The sequence below is a fragment of the Polaromonas sp. P1_G2 genome, from assembly GCF_056405515.1.
In genome coordinates, this window is sequence record NZ_JBFUBY010000013.1 from 14,903 (window position 1) to 33,778 (window position 18,876).

The following is an 18,876-nucleotide window of genomic DNA, read 5'->3' on the forward strand; positions in this document are numbered from 1 at the left end:
TTCCTTAGCGTGTTTCACGGTCGCGCGAACGGGCGGAGTCGCGTGAACGGGCATCGAGGGGTGGCAGGCTGGAGGTGGGCGCGGCGGGCGTGGATGAAGAGGCCGAGCCGGGGATCAGCGGTGTTTCGCCGGGAACCGCGGCATCGCCGCCCTGGGAGCTCATCTGCATGATCTTGTCCAGCGGCAGGTACAGCAGGTTGCTGCCCTGGCGGGAGTCGACCAGCACCTTGGTGACGTTGGTATAGACCTGCTGCATGGTGTCGGTATACATGCGGTCGCGCGTGACCTGGGGCGCCTTCTGGTATTCGGCCAGCACCGAGCGGAAGCGCTGCGCGTCACCCTGGGCCTGTGCCACGATCTTGGCCTTGTAGGCTTCGGACTCTTCTTTCAGGCGCGAGGCGGAACCGACGGCGCGCGGGATCACGTTGTTGGCATAGGCCTGGGCGTCGTTCTTGGCACGCTCGCGTTCCTGGCCTGCCTTGAGCACGTCGTCGAAGGCCGACTGCACCTGCTCGGGCGGACGCACGCCGCTTTGCTGCAGGTTGATGCCAACGACTTCCACGCCGACCTTGTAGCGGTCCAGGATGGTTTGCATCAGGGTGCGCACGCGCGGGCCGATCTGGTCGCGCTCGTCGGCGAGTGCCAAATCCATTTTCATCTTGCCGACAACTTCGCGCACGGCGGTCTCGGCGGCTTGYACCACCGCGGCGGCCGGGTCCTTGCTCTCAAACAGGTAGGCGCGCGCGTCGTTCAGGCGGTACTGCACGGCGAATTTGATCTCGACGATGTTTTCGTCCTCGGTCAGCATGGCGGAGTCGCGCAGGCCGGTGGCCTTGATGATGACGTCGCGGCCGATGTCCACCGAACGGATTTGCGTGACCACGACGATCTCGTGGCGCTGGACCGGGTAAGGCAGGCGCCAGTTAAAGCCAGCGCCCACGGTGGAGTGGTATTTGCCGAACTGGGTGATGACGGCCTGCTGGCCTTCCTGGACGATGAAAAACCCGGTTCCCAGCCAGATCAGCGCGGCGACGCTGGCGATCAGGCCGACGCCGATGCCGGCGCTTTTCATGTCGGGCTGGAAGCCGCCGTTATTTCCGCCGCCTCCGCCGCCGTTGCCGCGGCCGAAACCGCCGCGATTGGGGTTGTTCTTGCCGCCGCCGAAAAGGCCGCCCAGCTTACGGTTGAAGTCGCGCCAGAGTTCGTCGAGGTCGGGGGGGCCCTGGTTGGGGCCCTGCCCTTGCGGGCGATTGGCGGGTCGGGTCGGCTGCTTGTCGTCCCGGGGTGCCTCGGGCTTGCTGTCGTCGGACGAGGCTTTGTCGTCGTCCCGGCCCCAGCGCGGATCATTGAGGTTGAACAKGCCTTGGGCGCGATGCCTGAGCCGGCCTGGCAAGGTCGTCAAAGTCTGCAGCACGGGGTTCAGATTCATGGGATCAAACTCACTTTTTTTCATTACACCGACATTGTGCCTAATGAATTCGCCATATCAGGCAAGGTCCTCGGCAGTCAGGGGGATTTCCTCGGCCGGCGGGTTGGCCGCATAACCGGCCAGCAAGGCCCGCAGAAGCGGCAGGCCCTCGCCTGTCTGGGCGCTCACGAACACCCGTTCAACGCTGCGGCTGGAGCCCTCAAACGCGTCCCTGAGTTCGAACATGTCCTGCAGGTGCAGGGGGAAGTTGTTCTTTTCAATGGCATCCAGCTTGTTGAACACCAATATTTGCGGCACATCGGCCGCGCCGATCTCCGAGAGCACGCGCTGCACCTGTTCGATCTGCTCAAGGTAGTCGGGATTGGCGCCGTCCACCACGTGCAGCAGCAGGTCGGCATCGGCCGCCTCCTGCAGGGTCGCGGCGAAGGCGTCTATCAAGCCGTGCGGCAGGTCGCGGATAAAACCCACGGTGTCCGAGAGCGACACCGAACGCCCGGCATCGCCCAGGTAGAGCTGCCGCGTGGTGGTGTCCAGCGTGGCGAACAGCTGGTCGGCCGCATAGGCGCGCGCCTTGACCAGCGCATTGAAGAGCGTGGACTTGCCCGCGTTGGTGTAGCCCACCAGGGAAATCGTGAAGGAATTGCGGCGCTCGCGCTGCTTGCGCTGGGTCTGCCGCTGCTTCTTGACCTTGCCCAGGCGCTCCTTGGTGCGTTTGATGGCGTCGCCGATCATGCGCTTGTCGAGCTCGATCTGCTTTTCACCGGGACCGCCGCGCACGCCGGCACCGCCGGTCTGCCGCTCCAGGTGGGACCAGCGCCGCACCAGGCGCGTGGACATGTATTGCAGCCTGGCAAGTTCGACCTGCAACTTGCCCTCGTGGCTGCGCGCGCGCTGGGCGAAAATTTCGAGAATCAGCAGGGTCCGGTCGTTGACCGGCATGTCCAGGTGGCGCTCCAGGTTGCGCTGTTGCGCCGGGCTCAAGGACTGGTCGAACAAGACTTCGGTGGCACCGGTGTCCAGCGCCATCAGCTTGATTTCGTCGGCCTTGCCGCTGCCGATGAACAAGGCGGCGTCGGGCGCCTTGCGCTTGCAGGTGACGCGCGCAACCGGCTGCAGGCCCGCTGTTTGCGCGAGCAAACCCAGTTCCTGCAGGCCAGCATCAAAGTTCGGGAATCCGAGATCCACCCCGACAAGAAGCACAAGGGGTTTCGGGTTCACCGGAGCATTGAAAGAACTCAGCTGGCGGGGCTTTCTTCAGACTCGCTGGTCGCGAAATTCACCGCGCGGCCCGGAACGATGGTGGAGATCGCATGCTTGTAGACCATCTGGGTCACAGTGTTGCGAAGCAGGACCACGTATTGATCGAAGGATTCGATCTGGCCTTGCAATTTGATCCCGTTGACGAGATAGATGGATACAGGAACATGCTCGCGACGCAAGGTGTTGAGAAATGGATCCTGCAAGAGCTGGCCTTTGTTATTGCTCACGATATTTTCCGTGTTCAAAAGTTAATAGAACCTGACCTTACCACAGGGCGTGGGCCCGGCCATGTAGTCCTAGGCCGATTCCTTGTCCTTAAAGGGGTTGTGCGAGCTTTTCATCTGGATCCGCAGGGGCGTGCCGACCAGGTCGAACTCCTTGCGGAAGCGCCCTTCGAGGTAGCGTTTGTACGACTCGGTGACGTGCTCCAGCGAATTGCCGTGGATGATGATGATGGGCGGGTTCATGCCGCCCTGGTGGGCGTAACGCAGCTTGGGGCGGGACACGCCGGACCGCTGGGGCTGCTGGAATTGCACCGCCTCGAGCAGCAACCGGGTCAGCACCGGGGTGGACATCTTGCGGTTGGCCGAGGCATGGGCCTGCACGATGGACTTCCAGACCGGGCCCAGGCCCTGGCGCTTGATGGCCGAAATCGGATGGATGGAGGCGAACTTGAGGAAGCCCAGCCGGGTTTCGATGGAACGCTCCAGCAGTTCGCGCTGGTAGGAGTCCACCGCATCCGATTTGTTGACGGCCAGGACCACCGAACGCCCGCTTTCCAGGATGTAGCCGGCGATGTGGGCATCCTGGTCGGTCACGCCCTGGGTGGCGTCCAGCAGCAAGAGCACCACATTGGCGTTTTCAATGGCCTGCAGGGTCTTGACGACGGAAAACTTCTCGATGGCCTCGAAGACCTTGCCTTTGCGGCGCAGCCCGGCGGTGTCGATGAGCTCAAACTTCTGCCCGGCGCGTTCAAAAGGCACCGAAATGGCGTCCCGGGTCGTGCCGGGCAGGTCAAAGGCCACCAGGCGCTCTTCGCCCAGCCAGGTGTTGATCAGTGTGGATTTCCCGACATTGGGGCGTCCGGCCACGGCCAGGCGGATGACGGAGGGATCCTGAGGCTCGGCTTCTTCTTCCGGGTCGGGCAGCTTGAGCGGCGCCAGCGCCATGTCGACCAGCGAGCGCATGCCCTGGCCGTGCGAGGCGGAAACCGGCAGCACCTCGCCCAGGCCCAGCTCGAAGAACTCGGACAGCTGCACGCCTTCGGTCATGCCCTCGGCCTTGTTGGCCGTCAGCACCGTGGGCTTGCCCAGCTTGCGCAGGTATTTGGCGATGTCGTGGTCCTGCGCGCTGATGCCGGCGCGGGCATCGACCACAAACACCACCACGTCGGCCTCGGCGACCGCCTGCCGGGTCTGCTTGGCCATTTCCTTGTAGATGCCGGAGGCCGCGTCGGGCTCAAAGCCGCCGGTGTCGATCACGATGTATTCGTGGGGGCCCAGCTTGCCGTTACCGTAATGACGATCCCGCGTCAGGCCGGCAAAGTCGGCCACGATCGCATCCCGCGTCTTGGTCAGCCGGTTGAAAAGCGTCGACTTGCCCACGTTGGGGCGGCCGACTAGCGCAATGACAGGTTTCATCAATCAGTTTCAGGCAGGGCCTAAGGCCCTTTATTGGGGCTGGAAGCCGTAAATACCGCCGCCCTGGGTGACGGCAATCAGTGTGTTGCCGACCAGCACGGGGGTGGCCGCGATGGCGGTGCCGTCGGTGGGCAGGCGGTTGAGCAGGGAGCCGTCTTCACGCGACAGCAGGTGCACAAAACCCGAGAAGTCGCCGATGGCGATGGAACGCCCCACCACCACAGGTGCGGTCAGGCTGCGGTAACGCAGGCGGTCCGTGGTCCAGGCGCGTTCGCCGTCGGTGCGGCGCCAGGCAATCACGTTGCCGTCGGCTTCGGTGCCGAAGACAAAGCGGTCGTCGCCGTCCAGGCCCTGCACGCCGTTGGCGGGCTTGGTCCAGAGCAGGTTGCCGCGCGCGGCGTTGACGCAGCCGACGCTGGCCTGGAAAGCCCGCGCGCACACGACGTCGCCCTGCCGGCTGACGCGCCCGACCAGGTCGACCAGGCGTTCCACGTCATTGATGCCGCGCGGCGTCGCAATGGGAGCTTCCCAGCGGATGCTGCCGTTGGAAGGGTTCAGGCCGGCCAGGCGGCCGGCCAGGCCTACCACCAGGGTGTCGCCGACAGCCAGCATCACGCCGGACTGGCGCAGGATCAGGGGTTCGTTGGGGCGCTGCTGGGCCCAGAGCTTGCGCCCTGTCTGCCCGTCGAAGGCGGTAACCGAACGGTCCGCGGCCAGCACAAACACGCGCTCGCCGGCCACAAAAGGCGCGGTGAAAGCCTGGGCGCCCAACTTCTGGCGCCACAGCTCGCGGCCGCCCTGCAAGGCGACGATTTCATTGGCTTTGGTCACCACGGCCACGACTTTGCCGTCATTGCCGGCGCCCGCGGCCAGCGGTGTGTTCAGCGCAAGGCGCCAGACATCGCGGCCGGTCTGGGCGTCCAGCAGGGCCACGGTGCCATCGCCGCTGGCCACCGCCACGCTGTTGYCGGAAACTCCGGTCTGCAACGGGAAATTCACCTGGCCGACGCGCGTGGTCCAGGTCTGTCGGGCGGCCACCAAGGCCGTCACGGGCTGGAGCTCAGCGGGCTGGGGCTTGGCAGGGCCGCTGCCGAACATCGAGCATCCGCCCAAGGCGGCCACCAGCAGGATGAGGGCCGGTGTGCGCACGGCCTGGGCCAGGGGCCGGAAAGACGAATGGATCATTTCTTCACCTCGGGATTCGATGCGGGGGTTTCGGATTTGGCCTTGGCTGCCGGGTCTACGCCCAGCGCGTTGAGTTTGACTTCCACGAGGCGGCGGTACTCGGCGCGCTCGTCGAGGTCTTTGTAGGCCTTTTCGTATTCCGCCCTGGCTTCGGCTTTTTTGCCCTGGGCGGCGAGGATGTCGCCGCGGCGGTCAGCGGCCAGCGCCGTGAAACCCTTGGGGAAAGTGCCCGAAACCTGCTGGAGCGCTTCGTCATACGCCTTCTTTTCGAGCAGCAGGCCCGCCAGGCGCAGGCGCGCGATGGCTTGGTAACCCTCGTCGGAGGCTTTTTCGGCGACCCAGTTCAGGGCAGCGCGCGAGGAGTCGACATTGCCCTTGTCGTAATAAGCCCGGGCGGCCAGCAAACCGGCCTGCTGGGCATAAGCCGTGCTGCTGAAACGCTCTTTCATGTCCGCCAGGGAGCGGTCGATCCGGGTCGCGTCGCCCGACTGCACGGAGCGCTCGACTTCTTCGTACATGACCGCGGCCTGCGCCGCCTTGGTGCGCTCCCAGTACTGGTAGCCGGTCCAGGCCGCGAAAACGCCCAGCACCACAATCAGCGTCCAGGTGATCCTGTCACCGTACTGCTTCCAGAAGTGCTTGAGTTCGTCAAGCTGTTCCTGTTCTTCCAAATCGAGATGTTTTGCCATAAAAGTCTTCTTGTGCGGCCCGGTGACGGCGCGGATTGAGTTGGGGTGATTGTAGAGGCCCGAGGACATGCGCCCGCCGGCGCGTCCCGGTGTTCAGCCGCGCAAGGTGCCGGCCCAGGCCGCCACATCGGCCAGCGGCTGGAGTACCTGGGCTTGCAAGGCCTGGTCTTTTTCGCCGCGCAGATGTTTGACGGCCACGTGGCCCTGGGCGAGCTCGTCCGCGCCGAAAATCAGCGCATAGCGCGCGCCACTGCCGTCGGCCTTTTTGAACTGGGATTTCATGCTGCCCATGCCCTCCCCCGTGCCGCCGTGCATCTGCACCTTGATACCAGCGCCGCGCAGGGCTTCGCAGGCTGCCATGGCGGCGGGCAAGGCCTCGGCCGACGGCAGGATGGCGTAGGCGTCGGGCGCGTTTTCGGGCGGCAGCACGCCGACTGCTTCGAGCAGCAGCAGCATGCGCTCCACGCCCATGCCCCAGCCGACCGCCGGCGTCGGTTTGCCGCCCAACTGCTCAAACAGGCCGTCGTAGCGCCCGCCGCCGCAGACCGTGCCCTGCGAGCCGAGCTTGTCGGTGATCCATTCGAACACGGTGAGGTTGTAGTAGTCCATGCCGCGCACCAGGCGCGGGTTGATGCGGTAGGCCACGCCGGCGGCGTCAAGCACCGCGCGCACCGCGTTCAGGTGCGCGAGCGAGGCTTCGCCAAGGAAGTCCATCAGTTGCGGCGCCGCCTCGACGATAGCCTGCATGGCGGGATTCTTGGTGTCGAGGATGCGTAGCGGGTTGCTGTGCAGCCGGCGCCTTGCGTCCTCGTCCAACACCTCGGCGTGCGCCTCGAAGTGGGCGATCAGCGCGGCGCGGTGCGCCATGCGCTCGCCGGGCTGGCCCAGGCTGTTGAGTTCGAGCCGCACGTGCTCCATGGGAATGCCCAGGTCGCGCAGCAGCGCGCGGCACATCAGGATCTGCTCGGCATCCACGTCAGGCCCGGCAAAGCCCAGGGCTTCGACGTCGATCTGGTGGAACTGGCGGTAGCGCCCCTTCTGCGGCCGCTCGTGGCGGAACAGCGTCACCGCGGACCAGACCCGCATGGGCCCGTTGTACAGCGCGTTGTGCTCGACCATCGCGCGCACGATGCCGGCGGTGGCCTCAGGGCGCAGCGTGAGCTTGTCGCCGTTCATCGAGTCCACGAAGGAGTACATCTCTTTTTCGACGATGTCGGTGACCTCGCCGAGGCCGCGCACGAACAGCGCCGTCGGCTCGACGATGGGCGTGCGCACGTTGGCGTAGGCATAACGCGCCATCAGCGCGCGCACCTTGGCCTCGAACCATTCCCAGCGCGCCGATTCGGGCGGCAGGATGTCGTTCATGCCCTTGACGGCGGTGAGCTTTTCCGTCTTCGCCAAAGCGGGCTTCTCCGCCGTCGCGGCAGCTGTTTTTTCAACCATGGGTGTTAGACGGCCTCGGCGACGGCTTGCGTGCCWAAGCGTTTTTCAATGTAGTTTTCAACGATGACCTGGAACTCTTGCGCGATGTTGTCACCGCGCAGGGTCAGCTTTTTCTCGCCGTCGATGAACACCGGCGCGGCCGGTGCCTCGCCGGAGCCGGGCAGGCTGATGCCGATGTCGGCATGCTTGCTTTCGCCCGGGCCGTTGACGATACAACCCATCACGGCGACCTTGAGGCCTTCGACGCCGGGGTATTGTTCGCGCCAGACGGGCATCTGGGCACGCAGGAAGTCGTCAATCTGCTTGGCCAGTTCCTGGAAGGTGGTGCTGGTGGTGCGGCCGCATCCCGGGCAGGCCGTCACGCTGGGGACAAATGTCCGCAGGCCCAGCGCCTGCAGGATTTCGGAGGCGATCACGACTTCCTGGGTGCGGGCTTCGCCCGGCTGCGGGGTCAGGGAGACGCGTATGGTGTCACCCACGCCCTCCTGCAACAGGATAGCCAGCGCCGTGGCCGAGGCCACCGTGCCTTTGGTGCCCATGCCAGCTTCGGTCAGGCCCAGGTGCAGCGCGTGGTCGGTGCGCCGGGCCAGCTCGCGGTAGACCGAGATCAGGTCCTGCACGCCGCTGACTTTGCRGGACAGGATGATCTGGTTGCGGGCCATGCCCATTTCCTCGGCGCGCTGGGCTGAGTCCACCGCGGAGGTGATCAAGGCCTCATACATCACCTGGCGCGCGTCCCAAGGCACCGTGCGCTTGCTGTTTTCATCCATCAGGCTGGCCAGCAGTTCCTGGTCCAGGCTGCCCCAGTTCACACCGATGCGCACGACCTTGTTCCAGCGCATGGCGACTTCGATCATCTGGCCGAACTGGCGGTCACGCTTGTCGCCCTTGCCGACGTTGCCGGGATTGATGCGGTATTTGGACAAGGCCTCCGCGCAAGCGGGATAGTCGGTCAGCAGCCGGTGGCCGTTGTAGTGGAAATCGCCGATCAGGGGCACGTCGACGCCCATGCGGTCCAGCTGTTCGCGCACGTAAGGCACGGCCTGGGCGGCTTCCGGCGTGTTGACCGTGATGCGGACCATCTCGGAGCCCGCCAGCGCGAGTTCCTTGACCTGGATGGCGGTGCCTATGGCGTCCACCGTGTCAGTGTTGGTCATGGATTGAACGCGTACAGGCGCGTCGCCGCCCACGGTGACGATGCGCGAACCCCAGGCGACCTGCGCCTGGAGGGAGCGCCGCGCCTTGGGGAAGGCGGACTCGATAGGAAGGCAGGCCTGCAGCACTATTTCACCTCGAAGCGGGCAACGTTGTCCCTGGCGACCGCGTTCAGGTCAAAGGCCTGCCCGCGCACCTGCACCTGCGTAAGGTCGGCCTTGCCGACCACGGCGGCTAACGGCAATACGCCGGACGCGCCGGCGACCTCACCGGCCGTCAGGGTGCGGCGCAGCACGACCGTGCCCTTGGCGTCGGTCACTTCCACCCAGGATTCGCCTTTGGCGCGGAAAGTCACGATGCCCGCAGGCATCGCCTGCGAGGCGGCGGCCACAGGTGCCGGCGCGGCGGGTGCGACGACGGCCGGCGCGGGAGCAGCGACGGCGGCTGGCGGTGTAGGGCTAAGCACCGCCGGCGGCAGTGTCGAGAGAGACAAGGGAACCGTCGTCGAGGCGGCGCCCGCACTGGCAGCGGCAACAGGCGCGTTGGACTGTTCGGCCGGCTTGGCGATGTCGGCGAGGCCCGGGCCGGCGATGGCCACCGGCAGCGGTTTTCCGGCGTCGGCGCCGCCCGGCGGCATGGTGGTATCGGCGGTTTCCGTCTTGCTGCCGTCGTGCTTGACGGCCGGCAGGAAAATCAGGACCAGGGCTCCGAGCAGCAGGAGAAGTCCCGCCAGCACGGCCGGCCTGGAAACCTGGGTCCAGATCGACGGCCCGGGGCCCTCGCCCGGCGAGCGGAACGGGGCGTTGATGCCCGCGCCCTGGTAAGTCAACTTGGGTGCGCTGGTCTGGGGCAAAAGGCCCAGCACCGGGGCGGCGTCGAGTTTGAGGGTGCGGCACACGCTGGAGGCCAGCGCACGCACGAAAACGGCATCGGGCAGCAGGTCAAAGCGGTCTTGCTCCAGTGCTTCCAGTTTTTTTACGGGCACCTTGAGCGACACCGCCAGCGCGGCAATGTGCATGCCCGCCGCCTCCCGGGCCTGGCGAAGCAGGCCGCCCGCAGTCGCATCTGGCGCCGGCATGCCGCTGTGGCTGAAACCGGCAGGCGCCGCCTCACCCCCGAACTGCCCCGCTGGTGTCAGGTCAAGCTCACTCATTGAAAGAGCCCTTTTCATAGGCAGCCGCTTCGCGGGACTGCGCAAACCGCTTTTTCAGCTGGTCGCCCAGTTGCAGCACCGACTCCCGGTTGTTCAGCTTGCGCTCGGTCTTGATGCCCAGCCACAGGCTTTCGGCGTTGGCCAGGTCGCTGTTGTTGATGCGGCGGATGTAGAACTGGGCGCGTGTCAGTTCACCGCGCTCATACAAAAGATGGGCCAGGTTGTAACCGGTCACAGGATTGCCCGCGTCCAGTTCGTAGGACTGCATGAGGCTTTGCTCGGCCTCGGCGCGCTGCCCGGCACGCATCTGGCAGACCCCTTGCGTCATCAGCGTCTTGGCCCTGCCGCCATAGGTGGGATTGGACATCGCCTGGCCGAAAAAGCGCATCGCGTCGGCGAAGCGCGCCTGCTGGCACATCAGCCAGCCGTAGTTGTGGGCCACGTCCGCGTCGCGCGGATTCAGCGCCAGCGCGCGGCGAAAGCTGTCTTCGGCCATTGGAATGTCGTTGAGGCGCATGTACACCAGGCCGCGCAGGTTGTAGGCGTCGCCGAAGCTCGGGTCGGCCAGCAGCGATTGCTTGATTTCATCGAGCGCCACATTGGTCTGGCCCTGTTCGAAGTAGCCCGAGGCCAGCTCAAGCCGCAGCCGCGCACGCCGGCGCCCGTCGGGCTCGTCCGATTCGGTGACGATGTCGCTGCGGCCGCCGGAAGCCCCGACGGCGCCGGGGGCGCCCGGGTGGCCGGCGCATCCCGCCAGCATCACGACGAGCCAGCACACCGGCAACCAGATCACATTGGAGAGAAACCTCATACACCCATCCCCTTGGCCACAACGACTTTAATTCCCCCGAGCATACCTTGCCGCTGGGCGGCCATGCGCTGATCCACACCCGTGCGGTCCTGCACATCGCCCGCGAGCTGCCCGCAGGCCGCGTCAATGTCATCGCCGCGGGTTTTGCGCACGGTGGTCACGATGCCCGCATCCATCAGGATTTTTGCAAATGCGCTGACTTGCGGCATGTCGGAACGCTTCAGGCCGGAGGCCGGGAACGGGTTGAAGGGAATCAGGTTGAATTTGCAGGACAGGCCGCGCGCCGCGTGGGCCTGGACCAGCGACACCAGCTGGCGCGCGTGTTCGGGCTGGTCGTTCACGCCATCGAGCATGCAATATTCGAAGGTGATGAAATCACGGGGCGCCGAGGCCTGGTAACGGGTGCAGGCCTCCAGCAATTCCGCAATGGGGTATTTTTTGTTCAGCGGCACCAGGTTGTCGCGCAGCGCGTCTTCCGGCGCATGCAGCGAGACGGCCAGGGCCACAGGACAGTCCTTGGCAAGCCGGTCAATCATGGGCACCACGCCCGAAGTGGACACCGTCACCCGGCGCCGCGACAGGCCGTAGCCGTGGTCGTCCAGCATGACCTTGAGCGCGGGAAGCAGCTGCGAGTAGTTTTGCAGAGGCTCGCCCATGCCCATCATGACGACGTTGGAAATCACCCGCTCCTCGCGGCCCAGGTGCTGGCGCAGGAAGTGTTCGGCAAACCACAGTTGGGAGATGATTTCCCCGGTGGTCAGGTTGCGGCTGAAGCCCTGATGGCCTGTCGAGCAGAAACGGCAGCCGACGGCGCAGCCGGCCTGCGAGGAAATACACAGGGTTCCGCGGTCGGTTTCGGGAATGAAAACGGTTTCAATGACATCGCCGGCGCCGACGTCGAACAGCCATTTGATGGTGCCGTCGGCGGAGTCGTGGCGGGAGACAACTTTGGGGCCCTCGATATGGGCCGACTCGGGGAGCTTTTCGCGCAGGGACTTCGCGAGGTCCGTCATCTGCGTGAAATCGGTCGCCCCCTTCTGGTGGATCCAGCGAAAGAGCTGCGTGGCGCGAAAGCGCTTTTCACCGAGCCGCTCGCAGAAGGCGGCCAAACCATCCAGATCAAAATCAAGAAGGTTGGCCGTCATCGCAGCAGGCAGCCGGCTGAACCGCCCCAAGCAAGCGACGGCCCTGGAAAGGGGTAGCAAGGCATGGGGTCGGACATGGTTTAACGCGAGTAGACGTTCATGCCGGGGAAAAAGAAGGCGATTTCCACCTTGGCGGTTTCCGCGGCATCGGAACCGTGCACGGCATTGGCGTCAATGCTGTCGGCGAAGTCGGCGCGAATGGTGCCGGCGGCGGCCTTCTTCGGGTCGGTGGCGCCCATCAGGTCGCGGTTTTTCAGGATGGCGCCTTCGCCTTCCAGCGCCTGGATCATCACCGGGCCGGAAATCATGAAGGAAACCAGGTCCTTGAAGAAAGGACGCTCTTTGTGCACGGCGTAGAAAGCCTCGGCTTCGCCTTGCGACAGGTGAGCCATACGGGCAGCCACGACCTTCAGGCCGGCGGCTTCAAAACGCGCGTAGATCTGGCCGATCACGTTTTTGGCGACTGCGTCGGGTTTGATGATGGAGAGAGTGCGTTCGATTGCCATGAGAGTTCCTTAACTTGGATTTTTTGGATTTTTAAATTATTCAAAAATTGAATAAAGCCCATGATTTTAACCTGTGGGCTCTGCGGTTCAGATCAACCCTGTGATCCGGAGTGCTTCTGCGGAATGCTCAGCGGTTTCCGCCACGGTTTCCACCGCCGCGATTGCCGCCCCCGCGGTTTCCGCCACCGCCACCGCCACTACGGCGCTGGCCGCCGGCATTGTTACTGCCGCCCATGCCTGAGCCGCCGCCGCGGCGCTGTTGCCCCTGGCCCTGGCGTTGCCGCGTGAAAGTGTCCGCGCCGATGTAGCCAAACGAGGTTTTCATGGGATCGGGCTGAGCGCCGCCGGGAAGCTTGTCGCCGCGATCACCACGATCGCCGCGGTCATCACGCCGTTTTTGCCCCTGCATGCCGTTGCCCGGAGGCGGCCCGCTGCGGGGGCCGGGGCCGGCGTTGCCGCCCTGCCCCCGGCTTTTTCCGCCGCGGCGCCGGTTGCCCCGCGGCGCGGAGTCGTTGCGCGGAAGCGGCGGTTGTGAGTCATCGGGCTCCTGCTCGGCGCCGTCCTGCGGCGCGGCATTGGAGGCGTTCACATCGGCCGGTGGCGCCGCAAAGCGGTCACGCCCACCGCGCGGCCGCTCGTTCCGACGCGGGCCACGCCCCTGGCGCGCCTCGCCGCCCTCGCCGCCGGGCGCGCCTGCCTGCGGGCCTCCGGTAATCGCGCGCGCGCCAGCGCGGGATTCGGAGCGCGTCAGCGCGCTCGTCAAGGCCCAGATATCGCGCTCGTCCAGTTCGACAAACGCACCGCGCTTGAGGCCGCGCGGCAACACCATGGCGCCGTAGCGGATGCGGATCAGACGGCTGACGGCATGGCCGACGGCCTCAAACATGCGCCGCACTTCGCGGTTACGCCCCTCGGAAATGGTGACGCGGTACCAGCAATTGGCCCCCTCGCCGCCGCCGGCTTCGATGGAGCTGAACTGGGCGACGCCGTCATCCAGGGTCACACCTTCGAGCAGGCGCTTTTTCTCTTCATTGTTCAGGGCGCCCAGCACGCGGACCGCATATTCGCGCTCCAGGCCGAAGCGCGGGTGCATCAGCTTGTTGGCCAGTTCGCCGGAGCTGGTCAGCAGCAACAGGCCTTCGGTGTTCAGGTCGAGGCGACCCACCGATTGCCATTTGCCCTGGAACAGCTTGGGCAGGCGCCGGAAAACCGTCGGCCGGTTCTGCGGGTCGTCGTGCGTGACGACTTCACCCGTGGGCTTGTGATAGGCGATCACGCGCGGGGGCGGCGGGTCTATACGCACCCGGATCGGCTTGCCGTTGACCTTGACCGTATCGCCGAACTGGATGCGCTGCCCGATGTGGGCCGGCTCGGCATTGACGGAAATCCGCCCTTCCAGGATCAGTTGCTCCATCTCCAGGCGTGAGCCCAGGCCGGCCTGGGCCAGCACCTTGTGCAGCTTGGGGGTTTCGGGTTGCGGCGACAGCACGCGCTTGGGCGGTGCGAGGGCAACGTCTTCCTCGTCGGCGTCAAACTGCCCCGTCACCACGTCTTCGAACCGTATCGCCCCGACGGCGGGAGCGGCGTTGCGGCCCCTGGCCACCTCGGTAGCCTCCTGCACAAGCGGCTCCTGGGCCAGCGTCTTGGTCTGGTCTTCACCAGCGGGCACGTCCACGGGTTCGGAGGCGGGGGGATCTTGTTGGGTCATTTTTTACATTCGTGCGGGGAAATCGCCGTCGGCCTGGTCGGAGGGTTCGGAGTCACCGTCCTCGGTGGACTGCGAAAGCGGGGCCTCGGCGAGTACCTCCGCGAGTTCGGGCGCGTCAGCCGCTTCAGCGGTGCCGGCCGATTCGGGGGATTCCGGGGAGTCCGCCGATGCAGGATGTTCGCTTGCGTCAGCAAGCTCTTCAGCGGGAGCTGCGTCCTGCGCGGCAAGTTCCAGCCCCTGCAGTTGCGGCGCGCCATCCGCCAGCCCGGCCATGCCGAATTCGATCTGCTCGAGCATCGCGACCGGCGTGGAAGTGTTGCTGTCCATGACGGGAAGCTGGTCCAGCGACTCGACCCCCAGGTCGTCGAGGAACTGCCGGGTGGTCGCGTACAGCGCGGGCCGTCCCACGGTCTCCCGGTGGCCTATGACCTCCACCCAGCCGCGGTCTTCGAGCTGCTTGAGGATCATGCTGTTGATCGTCACGCCGCGAATGTCTTCCATGTCGCCGCGCGTCACCGGCTGGCGGTAGGCAATGATGGCCAGCGTTTCCAGCGTCGCTCGGCTGTAGCGCGGCGGTTTTTCGGGATGCAGCCGGTCCAGGTATTCGCGCATCTGGGGCCGGCTTTGAAAACGCCAGCCGGTCGCGACGTGCACAAGTTCAACGCCGCGGCCCGACCAGTCGTTCTGCAACTCTTCAAGCACCAGCTTGAGGCTGTCGGCTGTCAGTACCCCGTTGAACAGGACACCCATTTCACGCAGTGGCAGCGGTTGCTGCGCGCAAATAAGTGCTGTTTCGAGGACGCGCTTTGCATCCGTCGTATTCATGATTGTGGTCGTTCCGAAAAAGGGCGGAAAAAAAGGCCGGGAAAACGTGGGTTCGGCGCTAGTTCGCGCATGCATCCATGCGCAATCTCCCGTCAGGAGCCATGGTGCAGGTAGCTGGAAACTACTGAATTTGATTGTATATCAGCCCCAAACCGGCCACGGCGGCCTGGAGGTCGGCGGGGAGCCCGGATTTGAACTCCATGGCCTCGCCGGTCACCGGGTGCTCAAAGGCCAGCCGGCAGGCGTGCAGGCCCTGGCGGCCCAGCCCCGCCGCGGGCGCCCCGCCATAAAGTTCGTCGGACACCAGGGGATGGCCGAGAAACGCCATGTGGACCCGGATCTGGTGAGTGCGCCCCGTATGCAGCTTGCACCTCACCAGGCAGTGCTTGCCGGCGGTTTGCAGCAGCGAGACCACGGTGGAGGCGGTTTTGCCGGCGTTCTTTTCCAGGTCCACCACCGCCATGCGCAGCCGGTTGCGCGGGTCGCGGCCTATGGGGACGTCGACCTGGCGAGTCTTTGCGCCCTGCCAGGCGCCGTGGGCCAGGGCCACATACTCCCGGTTCACGTCGCGGGCGGCGATCAGGCCGACCAGCTGGTCCATCACGGTGCGCTGGCGGGCGACCACCATCAGGCCGCTGGTGTCTTTGTCCAGGCGGTGGACGATGCCGGCGCGCGGCAGGAACACGGCCTGCGGGTCGTGCGCCAGCAGCCCGTTGAGCAGGGTCCCGCTCCAGTTGCCGGGCGCCGGGTGCACCACCAGCCCCGCGGGCTTGTTGATCACCATCAGGTGAGCGTCTTCAAACACGATGTCCAGCGCCATGGCCTCGGGCTTGAAGGCCTGGCTTTGCGGCGTGGGCCGCAGTTCGATCAGGAGCTCATCGCCGGCCTTGACTTTGGCAGAGGCCTTGGTCGCCGGAACACCGCCCAGTTTGACCACGCCGGCTTCAATGAGTTGCTGGAGATAAGTGCGCGAGAACTCGGGCACAATGGCAGCCAAAGCGCGGTCAAGCCGGCTGCCGTGACTCTCTGCGGGAACCATCACCTGCCGCAATTCCATCTCGGCCGTGGTATCCCCCTCCTCCTGGGCTTCGTCCGGGACGTTTTCGGGCGCAGCAGCGGCCGATATAATTAATTTGCTTTGTTCTGAATCAGTCATCAAGAAGGTCGATTGCAATGTTTTCCACCAAATTATCGGTTGTTCCCAATGCAATGCCGCTTTTTGCAGCCGTTTGCGCACTGTCCTTCGTAATCGCCGGTTGCTCCAGCACACCGGCCCCCGACAAGACGGCCTCCTGGAGCCCCAACAAGATCTACGCCGAAGCCAAAGAGGAAGCGAGTTCGGGGGCCTACGACAAGGCCATTCCCCTGTACGAAAAACTCGAAGGCCGCGCGGCGGGCACGCCGCTGGCCCAGCAAGCCCAGCTCGAAAAAGCCTACGCCCAATACAAAGGCGGTGAGCAGCCCCAGGCCATCGCGACGCTGGACCGGTTCATGAAGCTGCACCCCGCCAGCCCTGCCTACGACTATGCGCTCTACCTCAAGGGCCTGGTGAACTTCAMCGACAACCTGGGCATTTTTGGCTTCATCTCGCGCCAGGATCTCTCTGAACGCGACCAGAAGGCCGCCAAGGAATCGTTTGAATCATTCAGGGAACTGGTCACCCGTTTCCCCGAATCGAAGTACACCCCGGACGCCCGCCTGCGCATGAGTTACATCGTGAACTCGCTGGCGCAGTCCGAAGTGCACGTGGCGCGCTACTACTACTCGCGCGGTGCCTACGTGGCCGCCATCAACCGCGCGCAAAGCGCGATCGCCGACTATCGCGATGTGCCGGCCCTGGAAGAAGCCATCTACATCCTGTACAAATCCTACGATGCCCTGGGTATGGCCGAGCTGCGCGACGACACCCGCCGCATCATGGAGAAAAACTACCCCCAGAGCCACTTCATCACCAAGGGCTTCAAGTCTGCAGACAATCCCTGGTACAAGTTCTGGTAAGGGCGTCCAGCCTGTCCGCCAGTTCCTGCTCTGATGCCAGGCGGCGCATGGGCGGCAGCGCCCTCAGTAGGCGCTTGCCGTAGCCCATGGACGCCAGGCGGCTGTCACAGACCACCAGCACGCCCTCGTCGCTCTCGCGGCGTATCAACCGGCCCGCGCCCTGCTTGAGCGCGACAGCCGCTTCGGGCAGAAAATAATCGTTGAACGCGCTGCGTCCCTGTGACTCCAGTAATTTTGAGCGGGCTTCGGCCAGCGGGTCGTTCGGCGGCGGGAACGGCAGCTTGTCGATGATGACCAATTGCAGYGCGTCGCCGGGGACGTCTATGCCCTCCCAGAACGAGGCCGACGCCACCAGCACGCAGCCCTTGCCGCCGTTGGCGTTGCCCTCGCGGAAGCGCTCGATCAGCACGCGCTTGGGCATAGCGCCCTGCACCAGTACCTCCATGTCGGACGATTCCTGGAAGGCTTCCCTGAGCGCATCGCCGATGGTGCGCAAGGCCCGTAGCGTGGTGGTCAGCACCATGGTGCGGCCGCCCAGGCGTCGCGACCACCTGGCGGCAGATTCGGCCACCTTCACGGTGTGGGCGGGGTCGCCCGGTTTGGGAAAAGCCGGCGGCACATAGAGCGCGGCCTGGCGTTCGTAGTCAAAAGGGCTGCCCACCCGCAAGACCTCGGCATCCTCCAGCCCGCAGGGCTGGGTGAACCAGCTGAGCTTGTCATCGTCGCCCAGGGTGGCTGAGGTGAATATCCAGGTTTTATCGGCGCCGGTCCCGCCGCCCAGCACCTTGCTCTTGACGGCCTTGGAAATATCCAGCGGAGATTCAACCAGCCGCAGCTGGGTGCCCACGTCGGCCCAACGCACACAGCCCGGTTCGCAAGCATGGACAAAGCGCCGGGCGCGTTCAGCCAGCTCGGCGGCGCGTTCATGCAAACGGACGAAATCGGGGGCGATCTCGCTGACGGTATCCAGGGCGGCGCAGGCCTGCTCACAGGAAGCATGAACGGCTTGCAGCGCGCCGTTCCACTCGTCCGCATCCAGGCCTTCGGGGCATTCATCCACCCACCTGAGCTTGGTTCCGGGGTACTGCTTGCCGGCGCACAGCCGTAGCTCGCGCGCGGCATGCTCGACGGCGGATACCACCTCCTGCCAGTCAACCAGCCCGCGGGCCAGTTGCAGGCCGGTGGCCAGCATGTCCCTCGCGAAATCCAGCAGCTGTCCGGTGGTCAGGTTGGTGCCCAGGAATTGCACGCCGGTTTCGTTGAGCTGGTGCGCTTCATCGAAGATCGCGATGCGCACCGACGGCAGCAGTTCGGCCACACCGGACTCACGCACCGCCAGGTCGGCAAAAAACAGGTGGTGGTTGATCACCACCACGTCGGCCGCCATGGCCTCCCTGCGGGCCAGGTTCACATGGCAGGCGCGAAATCGCGGGCATGGGGCGCCCAGGCAGTTTTCGCGCGTGGARGTCACCAGCGGGATCATGGGGGAGCGTTCGTCCAGCCCCGGCAGCTCGGCCAGGTCGCCGGTGCGTGTCACCTTGGACCACTCCTCGATCCTGGCCAGGGCGCGCACCGAGACGCCGTCGGGCAAATAAGCCTCCTGGCGAGCCATTTCCATGCGGTGCAAGCAGAGATAGCTGGCTCGCCCCTTGAGCAAGGCCGTGCTTACGGGCAGCCCCAGCGCTTCGACCAGGCGCGGCAGGTCGCGGCCGAAGAGCTGGTCCTGCAAAGCCTTGGTCGCGGTCGACAGCAGCACGCACTCGCCACTCAGCAGGGCCGGGACCAGGTAGGAAAAAGTTTTACCAACGCCGGTGCTGGCTTCGACCACCAGGGGATACGCCCCCTCGATGGCGCGTGCCACGGCCAGGGCCATCTCGGTCTGCCCACCGCGCGGCCTGAAATGCTCAGCCGCCCGCGACAGCACACCGC

The 18,876-nt window shown here is 65.3% G+C and carries 17 protein-coding genes; 1 reads left to right on the forward strand and 16 read right to left on the reverse strand.

Annotated elements, in window-relative coordinates:
* Window positions 1-4: 4 nt before the first annotated feature.
* The 15 genes from hflK to AC1D0P_RS03000 all read right to left on the reverse strand — a co-directional run bounded on the left by hflK (window position 5) and on the right by AC1D0P_RS03000 (window position 16,105).
* Entirely contained in the window at window positions 5-1,429 is a 1,425-nt protein-coding gene (gene hflK, locus AC1D0P_RS02930) for an FtsH protease activity modulator HflK (protein ID WP_477675314.1), read from the reverse strand.
* Window positions 1,430-1,486: 57 nt separating this feature from the next.
* Window positions 1,487-2,668: a GTPase HflX gene (gene hflX / locus AC1D0P_RS02935; RefSeq protein WP_477675328.1), complete on the reverse strand. Its 1,182-nt coding sequence runs from the start codon at window positions 2,666-2,668 to the stop codon at window positions 1,487-1,489.
* Entirely contained in the window at window positions 2,665-2,916 is a 252-nt protein-coding gene (hfq, locus tag AC1D0P_RS02940) for an RNA chaperone Hfq (protein WP_007871209.1), read from the reverse strand. Before hfq ends, hflX begins: the two co-directional genes overlap by 4 nt.
* A gap of 69 nt (window positions 2,917-2,985) precedes the next feature.
* A complete protein-coding gene (gene der, locus AC1D0P_RS02945; protein ID WP_477675315.1) occupies window positions 2,986-4,329 on the reverse strand; it encodes a ribosome biogenesis GTPase Der in 1,344 nt (447 codons plus the stop codon).
* A 30-nt stretch (window positions 4,330-4,359) separates the two neighbouring features.
* Window positions 4,360-5,514, reverse strand: coding sequence for an outer membrane protein assembly factor BamB (bamB, locus tag AC1D0P_RS02950; RefSeq protein ID WP_477675316.1), 1,155 nt, complete (start codon window positions 5,512-5,514; stop codon window positions 4,360-4,362).
* Complete coding sequence (locus tag AC1D0P_RS02955; protein ID WP_477675317.1) at window positions 5,511-6,203, reverse strand: YfgM family protein; 693 nt, start codon at window positions 6,201-6,203, stop codon at window positions 5,511-5,513. The genes bamB and AC1D0P_RS02955 overlap by 4 nt, the downstream gene beginning before the upstream one ends.
* A gap of 93 nt (window positions 6,204-6,296) precedes the next feature.
* The gene (gene hisS, locus AC1D0P_RS02960; protein ID WP_477675318.1) at window positions 6,297-7,646 is read right to left on the reverse strand and encodes a histidine--tRNA ligase; all 1,350 of its coding nucleotides are present in this window, start codon (window positions 7,644-7,646) and stop codon (window positions 6,297-6,299) included.
* 5 nt (window positions 7,647-7,651) lie between these two features.
* A complete protein-coding gene (gene ispG / locus AC1D0P_RS02965) occupies window positions 7,652-8,926 on the reverse strand; it encodes a flavodoxin-dependent (E)-4-hydroxy-3-methylbut-2-enyl-diphosphate synthase (protein WP_477675329.1) in 1,275 nt (424 codons plus the stop codon).
* A gap of 2 nt (window positions 8,927-8,928) precedes the next feature.
* The gene (locus AC1D0P_RS02970) at window positions 8,929-9,954 is read right to left on the reverse strand and encodes a RodZ domain-containing protein (RefSeq protein ID WP_477675319.1); all 1,026 of its coding nucleotides are present in this window, start codon (window positions 9,952-9,954) and stop codon (window positions 8,929-8,931) included.
* On the reverse strand, window positions 9,947-10,765 hold the full coding sequence (gene pilW, locus AC1D0P_RS02975) for a type IV pilus biogenesis/stability protein PilW (protein ID WP_477675320.1): 819 nt from the start codon (window positions 10,763-10,765) through the stop codon (window positions 9,947-9,949). Before pilW ends, AC1D0P_RS02970 begins: the two co-directional genes overlap by 8 nt.
* Window positions 10,762-11,910: a dual-specificity RNA methyltransferase RlmN gene (gene rlmN / locus AC1D0P_RS02980; protein WP_477675321.1), complete on the reverse strand. Its 1,149-nt coding sequence runs from the start codon at window positions 11,908-11,910 to the stop codon at window positions 10,762-10,764. Before rlmN ends, pilW begins: the two co-directional genes overlap by 4 nt.
* 80 nt (window positions 11,911-11,990) lie before the next feature.
* Window positions 11,991-12,416, reverse strand: coding sequence for a nucleoside-diphosphate kinase (gene ndk / locus AC1D0P_RS02985; protein ID WP_122956648.1), 426 nt, complete (start codon window positions 12,414-12,416; stop codon window positions 11,991-11,993).
* A 127-nt stretch (window positions 12,417-12,543) separates the two neighbouring features.
* Entirely contained in the window at window positions 12,544-14,124 is a 1,581-nt protein-coding gene (locus tag AC1D0P_RS02990) for a pseudouridine synthase (RefSeq protein ID WP_477675322.1), read from the reverse strand.
* A gap of 3 nt (window positions 14,125-14,127) precedes the next feature.
* A complete protein-coding gene (gene scpB / locus AC1D0P_RS02995) occupies window positions 14,128-14,949 on the reverse strand; it encodes an SMC-Scp complex subunit ScpB (protein ID WP_477675323.1) in 822 nt (273 codons plus the stop codon).
* A gap of 121 nt (window positions 14,950-15,070) precedes the next feature.
* A complete protein-coding gene (locus AC1D0P_RS03000; protein ID WP_477675324.1) occupies window positions 15,071-16,105 on the reverse strand; it encodes an RluA family pseudouridine synthase in 1,035 nt (344 codons plus the stop codon).
* 17 nt (window positions 16,106-16,122) lie between these two features.
* Between AC1D0P_RS03000 and AC1D0P_RS03005 the strand changes: the two genes are divergently transcribed.
* Window positions 16,123-16,947, forward strand: a complete 825-nt coding sequence (locus tag AC1D0P_RS03005) for an outer membrane protein assembly factor BamD (RefSeq protein WP_477675325.1) — start codon at window positions 16,123-16,125, stop codon at window positions 16,945-16,947.
* Here the strand turns inward: AC1D0P_RS03005 and AC1D0P_RS03010 are convergent.
* The coding region (locus tag AC1D0P_RS03010; RefSeq protein ID WP_477675326.1) for an ATP-dependent DNA helicase at window positions 16,910-18,876 on the reverse strand (1,967 nt) is incomplete at its 5' end. The genes AC1D0P_RS03005 and AC1D0P_RS03010 overlap by 38 nt on opposite strands.

Coding starts and splice junctions, on each gene's coding strand:
- AC1D0P_RS02970 (WP_477675319.1), bottom strand. CDS start 9,954: ATGAGTGAGCTTGACCTGACACCAGCGGGGCAGTTCGGGGGTGAGGCG.
- AC1D0P_RS02990 (WP_477675322.1), bottom strand. CDS start 14,124: ATGACCCAACAAGATCCCCCCGCCTCCGAACCCGTGGACGTGCCCGCT.
- pilW (WP_477675320.1), bottom strand. CDS start 10,765: ATGAGGTTTCTCTCCAATGTGATCTGGTTGCCGGTGTGCTGGCTCGTC.
- hisS (WP_477675318.1), bottom strand. CDS start 7,646: ATGGTTGAAAAAACAGCTGCCGCGACGGCGGAGAAGCCCGCTTTGGCG.
- ndk (WP_122956648.1), bottom strand. CDS start 12,416: ATGGCAATCGAACGCACTCTCTCCATCATCAAACCCGACGCAGTCGCC.
- scpB (WP_477675323.1), bottom strand. CDS start 14,949: ATGAATACGACGGATGCAAAGCGCGTCCTCGAAACAGCACTTATTTGC.
- AC1D0P_RS02955 (WP_477675317.1), bottom strand. CDS start 6,203: ATGGCAAAACATCTCGATTTGGAAGAACAGGAACAGCTTGACGAACTC.
- rlmN (WP_477675321.1), bottom strand. CDS start 11,910: ATGACGGCCAACCTTCTTGATTTTGATCTGGATGGTTTGGCCGCCTTC.
- AC1D0P_RS03000 (WP_477675324.1), bottom strand. CDS start 16,105: ATGACTGATTCAGAACAAAGCAAATTAATTATATCGGCCGCTGCTGCG.
- der (WP_477675315.1), bottom strand. CDS start 4,329: ATGAAACCTGTCATTGCGCTAGTCGGCCGCCCCAACGTGGGCAAGTCG.